A 13,664-nucleotide genomic window follows, 5' to 3' on the forward strand; every position below is an offset into this window, starting at 1 on the left:
CCCCTAATCCTAGTCTAGAAAATCAAGGCCGATATCCACTGCCGCCGACGACTGGGTCATGCGGCCCGATGAAATAAAATCGACCCCGGTTTCCGCTTTTTCACGAACCGTGTCCAGGCGCACGCCGCCGGAACATTCGATCCGGCAACGGCCTGCGACAATTTCCACGGCCTGTTTCATCATGGAGGCTTCCATGTTGTCCAACAAGATCATGTCGACCTTGGACGCAGCAGCTTCAGCCACTTGTTCCAGGGTATCGCATTCAACCTCGATCACCGTCAGCGCCGGAGTCGCGCGCTGGGCACGCTCAACCGTAGCCGTCAGGCTGCCAGCGGCGGCAATGTGGTTGTCCTTGATCAGCACGCCATCATCCAGACGGATGCGATGGTTGCGCGCGCCACCTGTGAAGCTTGCATATTTGGCAAGGTTACGAAGCGTCGGGATGGTCTTGCGGGTATCAATCATGGTGGCCGGTGTGCCTTCAACCGCCTCCACATATTTCCGGACTTCTGTCGAAATGCCAGAAAGATGCTGAAGAATGTTCAGCGCCGTCCGCTCGGCCGCCAAAATGGACCGGGCATTCCCGGAAACCGTGGCCAGGATCGTGCCCTTGGCAACCTTTGCGCCATCTTCGACCTTTTTCACACCTTCGAAATCATCCACCATCATTTCAAAGGTCTGCATGGCGATATCAATGCCACAGACGACAATTTCTTCGCGCGCCACCATAGACGCCTGAAAGACGGCGTCTGCGGGAATGGTGATATTGGTGGTGAGATCGCCGCGCCCGATGTCTTCTTCGAGTGCGCGATCGATGAAATCTTCAATATCATCGGGATCAAGCTGCATAAGATTATCCTTTGGTGCTGTGTTTGTGGCCGTGGCTTTAAGCCGTCGAATGAATGTGTTCGAGGGCTTTGTACTCCTTCGTCTGCATCTCAATCAACCGTGAAGCGGTGCGCTGAAATTCAAAGCTGCCATCCCCCGCAGGATAGAGCGCCACGGGCGCGCCTGCTGCCGAACAAATAAGTTTCACCCTATGCTCATAAAGTGCATCGATTAAAACCACAAAGCGCGCCGCCCGATCGCGGGTTTCTGGCCCCATAAGGGGGATATCGGAAATAATGACCGTATGAAATTCCTGGGCGATGGCCAGATAATCCCCGGCCCCCAACGGGCGCGCGCACAGGTCTTCAAAGCTGAACCGGGCCGTGCCACGGGCAGCCATGGGCACGGCGATTTCGCGCCCCTGTGCCGCCAAGGTAACCCCTTCACCTTCCGGCATTTCGCCGTCATCATCTTCAACCAGATTACAAAAGGCCTCATCCAGTTTGCCATTGCTGCCCTCATCAAGGGGCGAAAAATAAACATCCATATCGCGAAGCCGCATCAGACGATAATCGGTCTCTCCATCCATGTGCACGGTTTCAAACTGATCCTTCAAAAGGGCGATGAAGGGCAGAAACAATTCCCGTTGCAGACCATTTTCATAAAGCGCGTCCGGTGCCCGGTTCGACGTTGCAACCACCACCACGCCTTGGTCCAAAATGGCTGCGAACAATCGGGACAGGATCATGGCATCGGCAATATTGCTCACCTGAAATTCATCAAAACAAATCAACAGGGATTCCCGGGCGATCTCTATGGCCAACGCTGGCAGGGGATCAGATTTTTCGGCCATCAACGGATCATTGCGCCATGCGTGCAGGCGGTCATGCACCTCCAGCATAAAAGCATGGAAATGAACGCGGCGTTTGCGATCACCAACCACTAAAGCTGATTCAAAAAACATGTCCATCAATGCAGATTTGCCGCGCCCAACGCCGCCATAGATGTAAATGCCCCGGGGTGCTGCCGCATCACGGCCAAAGGGCAGCCATTTTTTCCATCCCCGCCCATGGCGTGGATCAAACGCTGCCAGTTCGCTGCGCTTAGCCTCCAACACCGCAACCGTGCGTTCCTGAATTGGATCGGCGTTGAGGTCCCCGTTTTCAATCTGGGACTGGTATAGGGAAACAAGATCATTGGTCATTATTTTTTCGGCGTGGGTTCCATCTTTGACGCGCGTGCCGCGCGTGACGCGCGATGCCCGATATACAAATTAGAGACAATGATGACCCCAGCCCCCAAAAACGTCCAGTAGCTTGGGAATTCATTAAACAAAAGAATGCCCCAGGCCACGGCAAAAATCAGGCGGACATATTCAAACGGTTCCACCACCGTTGCTTCACCGGCACGCAATGAATAAACGATACATGTCTGCGCCGCCGCCCCCAATGCGCCCATCAATGCAAGCCATACCAATTGTTCCAAACTGGGAGTCACCCAGAAAAACAAGGCCGGGACAAACAAGACCACCGTCGATACCACAGAATAATAAATCAGGATGGTTGATGAATCCTCGGTCGTTGAGAGTTTTTTGATGCAAACATGGGACAGACAAAAGAACAGGGCCGAACCAACGGCCGCCGCTGCCCCCAGATCAAAGACGCCACCAAAGCCCGGGCGAACCATGACCAAAATGCCCAGAAAGCCCACCACCGTGGCAATTGATCGGCGCGGCTTGAATCCTTCGCCTAACAAGAACATGGCAACCATGATCATAAATAAGGGCCGGGTAAAAGAAAGTGCCGTGGCATCGGCAAGAGAGATGTGGGTGACCGCATAAAAGACGCAAAAGCTGGCCGTTGCCCCCAATATGCCCCGCAACAAATGCAGGCCCGGGCGTTTGCTTTTAATCCCCTTCAATCCCAAACGCAGTGCAAATGGCAAAACCGTCAGCGTGCCAAACAGGGAGCGAAAAAATGTCAGCTCAACCGCGTGAATTTCATCCCCAAGGGATTTGCCAATGACCTGCATGGAAATAAACACCACGGTCGATGCCATCATCCAGATGGCACCCCGTGTGTTCCCTGACAACGCCTTCCAGCGGGTTTGAAATCCTGTTACTGATTTGGCGGTCATAATTTCTGGATCAATTACTGGGTGCCGGGAACGGGAATTTCAAGCTTTTGCCCGCGGCCCATGTCGGTGCATTTGTCATAGACCCATTTTGCAATGGCAAGGTCCGATGCGGCAGTGCCGTTGTTGTTGGCATGATAGGTGATTTCTTCATCCGATGTGCGGCCCGGATGGGTGCCTGCAATGACTTCACCCAGTTCCACGATCTTGTCCCAAGTAATGACACCGGCCTCAATGGGCTCAATCAAGCCGGCTTGTTGATCCTGAACCACAGATTCGCGCCAATTGGTGACAATAAATGATGCCCGTTCACAGGTGCGGTCATCGTTTTCACGCCGCCCCGATTCCAGCCAGCCACCCTTGACCAGCGCATTGTTCGATCCCACCACGGTAACCACATGCTGGCCCGGTTCTAACCAGTCCCCATCAAAAACGGGCACGTTGGAATTGGTCGCACAAATCACAATATCAGAATCCTTACAAACCAACTGGGGGTCTGACAGGTCTTCGAATTCCGCATCCACCAAGGGGCCCAGTTTTTCAATAAACGCCTTGCGGTTAGCTGGATCGCGGGAATAAATCTTAAAGCGCTTCACTTTTCTTTCTTCCGCTGCCGCCAGAACCTTGTGCAAGGCCTGGCCGCCCGTGCCATAGACCCCGACAATTTCGGAATCTTTGCGCGCCATATGGCGGATGCCCACCCCGGTGGTGGCCGCCGTGCGCAATGCCATGACAGAAGAAAAGCCCACCCGCTTGTCGGTAATTTCACCAACCATAATTGATTTCAGATGCGCCGTTTCCGCATCCCACAACAAATAGACCGGATGTTCGCGATAAGGATAAACCTGATTGTTCGGGTCATGCGAAACAGATTCCGCCCGGGTCAACGACCCGATCACGCCAAGGGAATCGATGCCGCCGGGAAAATTGGAAACACGCACCCCTTGGGGGGAATGCACGCGCCTGCGCGGGGCATTGATAATGGGATATTTGGCCGCATCGGCGTAACCCTGATCGACCAAATCAATGGCATCTTTCATTGTGATGACATCTTTGACGTCACTGGGCCCTAAAAACAGGACAGAATTCATATTCGATGTATCACTCATAACAACTTCCCCTTAAACAACCTGACGTGAACCCCTTATGATCCATCTGTTTTAAGGATTTAGGGCACATTCCGCAAGCAAGCCAATATCGTGTTGTTGCCAGCCACCGGAGCGATTATCCTGAATATCAAAATTCAAGGGGGGAATTATGCATAAATTCATCACCATGACGGCATTTTCGGGACTTCTCGTCTCAGCAATGTTGGCCACAACGCCCACACTTGCCCAATCATCGCGATCGGTGATCAACCCCACCGCATTGCAGAAAAAAATCGCTGTCATCTTGAAAATGCCCCATCGCAGCGCCAAAAACCGGCGCCGTGATCGCAACCGTGACCCTGTCCGCGCCATGGAATTTTGCCGCCTGAAAGACAATATGAAGGTCCTTGAATGGGGACCGGGCCGGGGCTGGTACACCGAAATTCTGGGCGTGCTTTTAAAAGACCGGGGGCAGCTTTATGCGTCCAACCGCGCCGTATCTTTAAAGCGCCTGAACAAATTGCTAAAATCGCCCTTGATGCGTGCCGTTAAAAAACTGCCCGTCAAAGTGATCCGCCATCCCATCACCCATGACATCACCATTGATACGCTGGATTTTGGCATGCGCGATGCCGATATGGCGCTGAACATTCGTGAATATCACAATCTGGATATGAAGACCGTCGATAAATTTAACGCAGCCACCTATCAGGCCCTAAAACCCGGCGGCTATTACTGCATCATTGACCACACCCGGCGTCATATGGGACCAGACACCAATGAAAATCGCCGCCGCATGGACCCGGTCAAGATCATCAAACAGGTGCAAGACGCCGGTTTCAAATTCGTGGACTACACCAACCTGTTCCTGCGCCTAGATGATGAATTGCGGTTCGAAGTGGGCCGCAAAACCGTGCGCGGCAACACCGACCGCTTCACCCTTTTATTTCAAAAACCACAAAGCTAATTCACGGCGTTAAGGAAAAACCATGGCAGATACAGACGACAGCAAGATCACCGGGCTTTTGGGCCGCGACTTTAAACGCAGTTTGGCGGCGGGAAATTTAAATCTGTGCATGACGGTGCGCTATTCCCGCACCATCGAAATCGCCCAGGTGACCCGATTGGCCGGTTATGATGCGTTGTATTGTGATCTTGAACACAGCGCGCTGACCATTGATCAGGTGTCGCAAATTTCTATGGCCGCCGCCATGAGCGGGATTGTGCCGCTGGTCCGGGTCCCCTGTCATGGGCATCATTATATCAGCCGGGTTCTGGACGGCGGTGCCCATGGGGTGGTTGTGCCCCATGTGGATACCGTCGATGAAGCCAAAGCCTGCGTTGATGCGTGCCGCTATCCGCCCATGGGCGGGCGGTCATTGACCGGGCTTGGCCCATTGGCCGGGCAATCGGTGGGCACCACCGATGCGTATCGGTTGATCAATGAAAACACCGTTTTAATTGTCATGCTGGAATCGCCAGAAGCGATCAAAAATGCCGATGCCATCGCCGCCGTAGAAGGTGTTGATATGTTGCTGATTGGCACCAATGATCTGTGCATGGAAATGGGCATTCCCGGCCAGCTGGATTCTGATCAGGTGCGTGATGCCTACCAAACCACGGCGGATGCCTGCAAAAAACACGGTAAGGCTTTGGGCATTGGCGGCATTAAAGAAGGCCCGATGCTGGATGCCATTTACGCCATGGGTGGGCGGTTTATCATGGGCCGGGTCGATGGCGTGCTGATGTCCATGGCCGCCACCACAGAGGTCAAGACCCTGCGCAAGTTAGGGTCTTAGCCTTTAAGTTTTTCGTGCTGGTGTTTTTCAGGTGCTTCGCCGCCCATCAAGACAAACGCCAACCGGCACGTGTCATCGCTGCGGTTTTCCCAGCCATGCCAGGTGGCGCGCTGCACCAAAATGTCGCCGGCACTTAGGGCCACTTCTTCATCATCGTCTAGATGCATGACGCAATTGCCCTCTAACACGATGCAATAATCCAGCGTGTCGGTGCGGTGCATGAAGGCATCCTTTTTGGGGGCCAGTTCCAGAATGCGCAAGATGGTCCCTCTGGGCTGGGGGGCCAGCCCCATTTCCTTCATGGCCGGATCATCATCGCCGGACACTGCGGCTGGGGAATCTTCGGTCGCCCACATGACGCAGCCCGAGTGTCCCGATGGCATCACTTTGACATTGCTCATCAACCCATCGCGTTCAACGATCGCCTTGCCGTCCTTATCATGGCCGGTCACAACCCTGCGGATATCCATGTCTTATTCTCCTGAAACGATTATATGACTTGATTGTAATAGCTAAGATCAATGTAGCGGGCGTGATCGGTCAGTTTTGGCCCATCGCCATAGCGCGAGCGCAGATCCAGAACCGTATCAACGCCGTCTGGCAAAATGGCGCCCTTAGGCGTCAGGCCAGAACGCGGGTTTAAAAGGTTTTTCAAAACGCCACCGGCAACGGCTGGTTTGATGGCGGGCATGTTGCGCAGCAAAATCTCAATGGCTTCATCCTGATTTTCTGGATCAAACACCCAGTCCAGCCCATCAAGATAGCCCCGGATGTAGCCCTTTACCGTATCGGCGTTATCTGCGGCCCATGCGCGGCTGGCGGCAAAAGACCCGCCTTGATAACAATCAAACAAATCGGTGCTGGTTTGAAGCACGTTAAAGCCCTGGGATTGGGCCATGGCTGTGAAGGGCTGGATGGTCAGGGTGCCCGCGGTCTTGCCTTCGCGCACCGATTCCCATCGCTGTGGGGTGGCCCCAACGGTGACCATTTCATAATCATCTGATTTAAGCCCGGCGCGCGCCAGCATTTCATACAGCACAAAGGCGAACCCCGTAGACAACGCATCCAATGCCAAAGATTTACCCTTTAGATCATCAAAGGTTTTTACATCCGGTGCGGTGACCAGCGCCAATTGCACCTGTGATGCCCCCATAAAGGCAAACAGGTCGGGCGTGCTTTCAGGTTTATAGACCCCTGCATCTTCTTGATAGGCGACCACATTATCAAAGGCGGTGCCCGCAATCTGGAAGGTGCCGTTGATCAGGTTTTCAGCCTGATAGGCAGAATTTGGCGTGGTCGACAAATTGACAGCAACGCCTGCTTTTTCGAAGAAGCCTTTTTCCTGGGCAGCGAAAATGGGCAGGCTGGGGGCGCCCGGGAAACAGATCAACTCAATGGCTTTTGTTTCGCTCACGTGAAATTATCCTTGTTTGTGAATTGCGCGCCAAACCGATTGGGGTGTTGCGGGCATTTCCAGATGGTCAATGTTGTAATCATGAAGTGCGTCAACAATGGCGTTGATGATCACCGCCGGTGCCGGGGTGGTCCCGCCTTCGCCGCCGGCCTTGATGCCAAGCGGGTTGGTGGGCGAGAGCACTTCGACAATTTCTGTGTTTAAAAAGGGCAGGTTGTTGGATTTCGGCATGCCGTAATCCATGAACGACCCCATCAAGGGCTGTCCCGTTTGTGGGTCGATGTAACATTGTTCCCACATGGCCTGACCAACGCCCTGGGCAATGCCGCCATGGGTTTGGCCATGAACGATCAAGGGATTGATACACCGCCCAACATCATCCACCGCCGAATAGCGCGTGATAACGGTGCCGCCGGTATCTGGGTCCACCTCTATTTCACAAACCGCACAGCCATTGGGAAACACCTGTTCGTGCATTTCATTGTCCATGACAACGGCCAAGCCATCGGAAAGTTCATCGGGCAATTCCAAAAGGGATGCTTCTTTCGCCAGTTCCAGAAAGCCAAGGGTCTTGTTGCTATCGGGTGCGCTGAACAGCCCGTCGTTAAAATCGATCTGGTCGGCCGGGACTTTAAACACCAAACCAGCAATAGCCTTGCCTTTGGTGATCAGTGCCTTACCCGCCATTGACATGACTGTTCCCGCATGGCGCATGGACCGGCCCGAATGGGACCCGCCGCCCAAAGTAACAATATCGGTATCGCCGATAATGATCTGGATCAAAGACACCGGGACATGCAACAGATCAGAGACCACCTGGGCAAAACTGGTTTCATGGCCCTGCCCGCTGGGCTGGGTGCCAATCACCACATCGACGCTGCCTTCTGGCTTGATCGTGATCTCTGTGCGTTCTTTTGGGGCGCCGGTGGATGATTCAACATAATTGGCAATGCCTTGACCCAATAATTTGCCCCGGGCCTTTGCTTCGTCGCGCCGCGCCTCAAAGCCATCCCAATCGGCGATTTTCATGGCCAAATCCATGTTCACTTCATAGGTGCCACTGTCATAAAGGGTGTTCATCGGGTTCCGATAAGGGAACACATCCGGGGTCAGGAGGTTCTTGCGCCGTAGTTCAATTTTATCAATGCCCAAATCTTTGGAAATCAGCTCGATCATGCGTTCAATGACAAAATTAACCTCTGGCCGCCCCGATGACCGATAGGCCTGAGTCGGCATGGTGTTGGTAAACACCCCAAGGGCGCGCATGGTGGCCACGGGAATGTTGTAGCCCGCCGTGATCAGGGCAGAGCCCTTGGCCAAGGGGGACAACGACACACAGCGCGCGCCGACATTAGAAATGTTTGTCGCCCGCATGGCCAAAAAGGTGCCGTCCTTTTTCAGGGCTAATTCAACCCGGCTGACCAGATCGCGGCCCTGATAATCGCTGAGGAAGGCTTCGGACCGGGTTGCCAGATATTTCACCGGGCGCTTTAATTTTTCAGATGCCCACAGCACCAGACCAAATTCCACATAGATCCGGTTGCGGGTGCCAAAATTGCCGCCCACGTCATAAGACAACACCCGGATTTTTTCCCGATCAACCCCCAACACCGCGGCCATTTCGCCTTTTTGGCGAACCGCACCACCGCTGCCCGCGTACAAGGTATAGCGCCCGGTTTCACAATTATAATCCCCAAGGGCCGCGCGGGGCTCCATGGGCACGCCGGTGACGCGGCCAATGTTAAATTCGCGCTTAAAAACATGATCGGCGGCATCGAAAGCCAGATCGGTCGCGGCCACATCGCCAAAGGTTGTGTCGACCAGAATATTATCCGTCGCTTCATCCCAAACGCTGGGGGCACCCGCCTCAATGGCATCTTCGGAATGAAGGACCCATGGCAGTTCTTCGTAATCCACCTCTACCAATTCGGCAGCATCCATGGCCTGGGCCTTGGTTTCTGCCACCACCATAACCACGGCTTCGCCCACATGGCGGGCACGATCTGTGACCAACAACATATTGGGGCCATCAAAGACCTTCGCCCCACCGGGGCCGGTCAGCTTCATATCAAACTTTGTCGACGGCACCGGGGAATGGGGAATTGGAACCAACCCATCGGCCAGACAATCCGCACCGGTGTAAACCCCAAGCACCCCGGGCATGGCCAGTGCTGCATCTTTGTTCACACCCAAAATTTTAGCATGGGGATGGGGGCTGCGCACCATAATGGCATGAACCTGGCCTTCCAGGCTGAAATCGTCAGAAAATGCGCCCGCACCGGTCAATAACCGGTGGTCTTCTTTGCGCCGGATCGGCTTGCCGATGGCCCTAAACCCGTCATCTCCAGGGGTTTCAAGCTCTGTTTCAAATGTGTCAAAATCACCAGACATGGGTATGGATCGCTCCCTATGGACTTCGCCGTCTTAAATACTTAATTTCAGGCACCGAATGATGCGCAATATGTAGCGCAATCGGGGGCAACTGGAAACCGGCCTGATTACAATTTTTGGGCAAAACAAAAATATATTGGAGAGACCATGGCAAATGCCTTCCCCAAACGGGGCTATCGCGACCTGCAAGAACACCTTAAGGCGCTCGATGAAGCCGGACTTTTGGTTACCATTGATGAACCCGTCAACAAGGACACAGAGCTGCACCCGCTGGTGCGCTGGCAATATCGTGGCGGCATCCCCGATGCTGAGCGTAAGGCCTTTCTGTTTACCAATGTCACCGACGCGCGGGGGCGCAAATTTGACATCCCCGTGGTGGTTGGCGCATTGGCGGGCAATCAGGAAATTTATCGCATTGGCATGAATGTCCCCCTCGAAGAGATTGGCCCAACCTGGGAACGCGCCATGAATGCGCCCATTCCCCCCAACGTGGTTGAAGAAGCGCCTTGTCAGGAAACCGTCATCACCGGGGCAGACCTGATTGGCGAAAACAAGGGCCTCGATGCCCTGCCCGTACCCATTTCAACGCCCGGCTATGACGCCACGGCGTATTTTACGGCCACCAATGTTGTCACCCGCGACCCCGATACCGGGGTCCAGAACATGGGCACCTATCGCGCCGGCCTGAAGGCATCCAACCGTCTGGCCGTGCGCATGGCATCGCGCACCGGTGGGGCGGGCGGTTATTTGCATTGGGTCAAATATCAAAAACGCGGCGACAAAACCATGCCTTGCGCCATTGTTGTCGGTGCACCCCCGGCGGTGGCCTATCTTGGCCCGCAAAAATTAAGCCCCGATCGCGATGAAGCAGAGGTCGCCGGTGCCTTGATGGGCGCACCCATCAACATGGTAAAATGCAAAACCAATGACCTGATGGTGCCGGCCGAAGCCGAAATGGTGATTGAGGGATTGGTGGACACCGAATATCTGGAACCCGAAGCACCCTTTGGGGAATCCCACGGCCATATCGCGCTGGAAGATTACAACATGATCTTCGAAGTGACCGCCATCACCATGAAGAAAAAGCCGGTGCTGGTATCAATCATTTCCCAAGTCACCCCCAGCGAATCCAGTGTCATCAAACGGGTGGCCTATGAGCCCATGTTCCTGGCCCATTTGCGCGACAATCTTGGCATTCGCGGTATTAAACGCGTGTCTCTCCATGAACCGTTGACCAACATCCGCAAGGTGATTTTCATCGTCGTGGAAAAAGGCATCCCCGCAACAGAAGTCTGGCGGGCACTTTATGGGGCGGCCAGTTTGCGCGCTGATTGCGGAAAATATGTCATTGCGGTTAACGATGACATTGACCCAGAAAACGGCGATTCCATCTTCTGGGCGCTGGCGTATCGCGCGAATGTCTTGTCAGACGTGGAAATCCTGCACCACCGGCCACGGGGACATGGCCCAAAAAGCGGCAATGTCACCCAGGATGGCAGCCTTTTGATCGATGCCACCTCTAAGGGTGATATGCCACCGCTGGCACTACCAAAACGCGAATTCATGGAAAATGCCAAGGTTCTCTGGGAAAAACTGGGCCTGCCCCCGATCAAGGAACAATCCCCCTGGCACGGATACGACATGGGGGACTGGTTCGAAGCATGGGATGAAAATGCCAGAAGAGCGGTCGAGGGGGATTATGCAGAAAATGGCCGAAGAACGGCGCAACGCCGGGTCAAAGACGTCATTCCCGAAACCCCTGTTAGAACAGTAGAAGGTGATCCGGAATTGTGACAGTATCTGTCCGAATGCGAATTAAATGCGGGCCGGATACGGACAAAAGGCTATATAAACAGCCGAAATTCGGGCCGTTTCAGTAAATTGAATTGATAACTGGGAGACTATTTTATGAAAAAACTTTCTATTTTAACCCGGATCGGGGTTGGCATGGCTGCAGGCGCAGCAATGCTGGCTGCGACCATGACAGCCACACCTGCACGTGCAGATGCGGTTGCAGATTTCTATAAGGGCCGTGATGTCACCTTCATCGTCGGCTTTTCCGTCGGTGGATCTTATGGCGCCTATTCCCGTATGCTGGCCCGTCACATGGCCCAGTATATTCCCGGCAAGCCCAACATCCTGACCAAACATCGCCAAGGCGGCGGTGGCTCACGGGCTGCCAACTATCTCTATAATGTGGCTGCCAAAGACGGCACCATGCTCGGCTTTTTGTCCGATTCTTTAGCCCTTGGGCAGTTGATGTTCCCAAAAAAGGCCAAATATGACGCCCGCAACATGCGTTATATCGGTCGCCTGACCCCGGTTAACCCGGTCTTGGTGATCAATAAAAATCACAAGGTTAAGACCATTGCCGATGCCAAAAAGCATCAAGTGGTCGTCTCTTGTTCTGGACGGTCTTCCCAGAGCTACTTGTATCCCAAGGCCACTTTGGAATTGCTGGGCTATAACTTCAAGATGGTTTGCGGCTATGCGGGTTCTGCCCCACAGAGTCTGGCACAATCGCGTGGCGATATTGATGCCCAGTCCAGCGCCTGGATCAGCTGGAAAATTCGCAAATTTGACCAAATCCAAAACGGCAACCTGATTCCTATCCTCCAGTTTGGTCTGGTACGTGAATTGGATCTGCCCAATCTTCCCCTGCCACAAGACCTGACAAAAAGCGCCGAAAACAAGAAGATTTTCAAATTCTTGTTCTCTGGTGGTGCCATTGGCCGCACATTGATTGCAGCCCCTGGCGTACCTGCGGACCGCGTCAAAGCCTTGCGGGTGGCCTTCAAAAAGACCATGAAGGACCCCAAATTCTTGGCCGAAGCCAAGAAACGCAATGCCCATATCCAGCCTGGTACCGGCGAAGAAATGGATAAGATCACGGCAGTGGTTCTGTCCGCTGATAAAGCGCTGGTCAAAATGACCCGCAATGTCGTGAAGGGCTATAAGAAGAACTGTAAGAAAAATTGTAAGAAAAAGAAAAAGAAGAAAAAGAAAAAATAGTCCTGACGTTCCAGGACTTGACGATTAGACGCGCCTGCGGAATATTGCCGCAGGCGCGTTTTCTTTAGAGGGTATATAAAATCATGAGCAACCATTACGACATCGACATCCCATCCATGAAGGACGCGGTCAGCGATGCTGAATGGGAAACCCGACTTGATCTGGCAGCCCTTTACCGAGCCGCCGCCCATGCGGGGTTTCAAGATGTCACCCTCAACCATTTGACGGCCCGCGTGCCTGATGCACCGGATCACTTCCTGATCAAGCCAACAGAGTTGATGTTCGAAGAGGTCACGGCTTCAAGCCTTTTGTGTTTCGATCTGGATGACAGGCCGGTCTACGATCAGGCCCTGAACAAAAGCCCCGCATCCTTTAATCTGCACGGCACCCTTTTGAAGGCGCGCACGGACGTGAATTGCATCATGCATCTTCATTCCGATGCAGGCGCTGCCGTATCGGCACAGAAAAAAGGGTTTCTGTTTATTTCCCAGGATGCCATGCGGTTTTGGAACAAAATCGCCACCCACACCTATGAAGGGCTGGTGCACGGCGAAGGCCTGGAAGAATGCAAACAACTGATCGATGATATGGGCGATAAAACCGTCTTGATGCTACACAACCACGGCACATTGGTTGTCGGGCGCACCATCGGCGAGGCATTTCTGCTCAATCATTTTCTGGAACGCGCCATGACCATCCAAATCGGCGCATTGGCCGGGGGCGGGGAAATCATCCAGCCATCCGATGATGTCTGCGCCAAAATTGCCGAAGGCTGGATCGAAAATCGACCCAATCCCGGCATCGCGGGTGCGCGCGATTGGAACGCCATCCGTCGCCAGATGGACCGGCTATATCCAAATTACCGGACCTAACTAAAACAGGTTGATCTCGCGGATAGACCGCAGAACCGGGAACCATGTGCCAATCAAGGCCTGTGGCCACAGGATGCGCAGCAACATGTGAAACAGGCCATAGCAGAACAGCCACATGGGCAGCACC

General features: G+C 53.8%; 12 protein-coding genes. 5 read left to right on the top strand and 7 right to left on the bottom strand.

Annotation, left to right across the window (positions count from 1 at the left end; translation table 11 throughout):
- Positions 1-9 precede the first annotated feature (9 nt).
- The 4 genes from nadC to HOJ08_07145 are packed head-to-tail and all read right to left on the bottom strand — an operon-like array spanning position 10 to position 4,070.
- Positions 10-849, bottom strand: a complete 840-nt coding sequence (gene nadC, locus HOJ08_07130; protein ID MBT5673205.1) for a carboxylating nicotinate-nucleotide diphosphorylase — start codon at positions 847-849, stop codon at positions 10-12.
- Positions 850-886: 37 nt separating this feature from the next.
- Complete coding sequence (locus tag HOJ08_07135; GenBank protein ID MBT5673206.1) at positions 887-2,032, bottom strand: cell division protein ZapE; 1,146 nt, start codon at positions 2,030-2,032, stop codon at positions 887-889.
- Complete coding sequence (locus HOJ08_07140) at positions 2,032-2,964, bottom strand: DMT family transporter (protein ID MBT5673207.1); 933 nt, start codon at positions 2,962-2,964, stop codon at positions 2,032-2,034. The genes HOJ08_07135 and HOJ08_07140 overlap by 1 nt, the downstream gene beginning before the upstream one ends.
- Positions 2,965-2,978: 14 nt before the next feature.
- A complete protein-coding gene (locus HOJ08_07145) occupies positions 2,979-4,070 on the bottom strand; it encodes an ornithine cyclodeaminase family protein (GenBank protein MBT5673208.1) in 1,092 nt (363 codons plus the stop codon).
- Between the two features lie 148 nt (positions 4,071-4,218).
- On the opposite strand from HOJ08_07145, the gene HOJ08_07150 reads away from it, so the two are divergent.
- Together HOJ08_07150 and HOJ08_07155 are read left to right on the top strand one after the other, a co-directional pair.
- The gene (locus HOJ08_07150) at positions 4,219-5,016 is read left to right on the top strand and encodes a class I SAM-dependent methyltransferase (protein ID MBT5673209.1); all 798 of its coding nucleotides are present in this window, start codon (positions 4,219-4,221) and stop codon (positions 5,014-5,016) included.
- Positions 5,017-5,038: 22 nt separating this feature from the next.
- Positions 5,039-5,848: an aldolase gene (locus tag HOJ08_07155; protein ID MBT5673210.1), complete on the top strand. Its 810-nt coding sequence runs from the start codon at positions 5,039-5,041 to the stop codon at positions 5,846-5,848.
- Here the strand turns inward: HOJ08_07155 and HOJ08_07160 are convergent.
- Genes HOJ08_07160 through HOJ08_07170 form a run of 3 tightly spaced genes read right to left on the bottom strand, consistent with a single transcriptional unit; the run spans position 5,845 to position 9,653 of the window.
- A complete protein-coding gene (locus HOJ08_07160) occupies positions 5,845-6,318 on the bottom strand; it encodes a cupin domain-containing protein (protein MBT5673211.1) in 474 nt (157 codons plus the stop codon). The two genes, HOJ08_07155 and HOJ08_07160, sit on opposite strands and share 4 nt — an antisense overlap.
- Positions 6,319-6,338: 20 nt before the next feature.
- On the bottom strand, positions 6,339-7,262 hold the full coding sequence (locus tag HOJ08_07165) for an ABC transporter substrate-binding protein (protein ID MBT5673212.1): 924 nt from the start codon (positions 7,260-7,262) through the stop codon (positions 6,339-6,341).
- 6 nt (positions 7,263-7,268) lie between these two features.
- Positions 7,269-9,653 carry a xanthine dehydrogenase family protein molybdopterin-binding subunit gene (locus tag HOJ08_07170; GenBank protein MBT5673213.1) on the bottom strand — a complete coding sequence of 795 codons (2,385 nt, stop codon included), beginning with the start codon at positions 9,651-9,653 and terminating at the stop codon, positions 7,269-7,271.
- Between the two features lie 147 nt (positions 9,654-9,800).
- Between HOJ08_07170 and HOJ08_07175 the strand changes: the two genes are divergently transcribed.
- The 3 genes from HOJ08_07175 to HOJ08_07185 all read left to right on the top strand — a co-directional run bounded on the left by HOJ08_07175 (position 9,801) and on the right by HOJ08_07185 (position 13,537).
- Positions 9,801-11,447 carry a UbiD family decarboxylase gene (locus HOJ08_07175; GenBank protein ID MBT5673214.1) on the top strand — a complete coding sequence of 549 codons (1,647 nt, stop codon included), beginning with the start codon at positions 9,801-9,803 and terminating at the stop codon, positions 11,445-11,447.
- A 114-nt stretch (positions 11,448-11,561) separates the two neighbouring features.
- Positions 11,562-12,665 (top strand): hypothetical protein, encoded by a 1,104-nt coding sequence (locus HOJ08_07180; protein ID MBT5673215.1) that lies wholly within the window; start codon positions 11,562-11,564, stop codon positions 12,663-12,665.
- Between the two features lie 83 nt (positions 12,666-12,748).
- Entirely contained in the window at positions 12,749-13,537 is a 789-nt protein-coding gene (locus HOJ08_07185) for a hypothetical protein (protein MBT5673216.1), read from the top strand.
- The last annotated feature ends 127 nt before the right edge of the window (positions 13,538-13,664 follow it).

This window comes from Rhodospirillales bacterium, assembly GCA_018666775.1.
Taxonomy (GTDB): Bacteria; Pseudomonadota; Alphaproteobacteria; order SMXQ01; family SMXQ01; genus JABIXC01.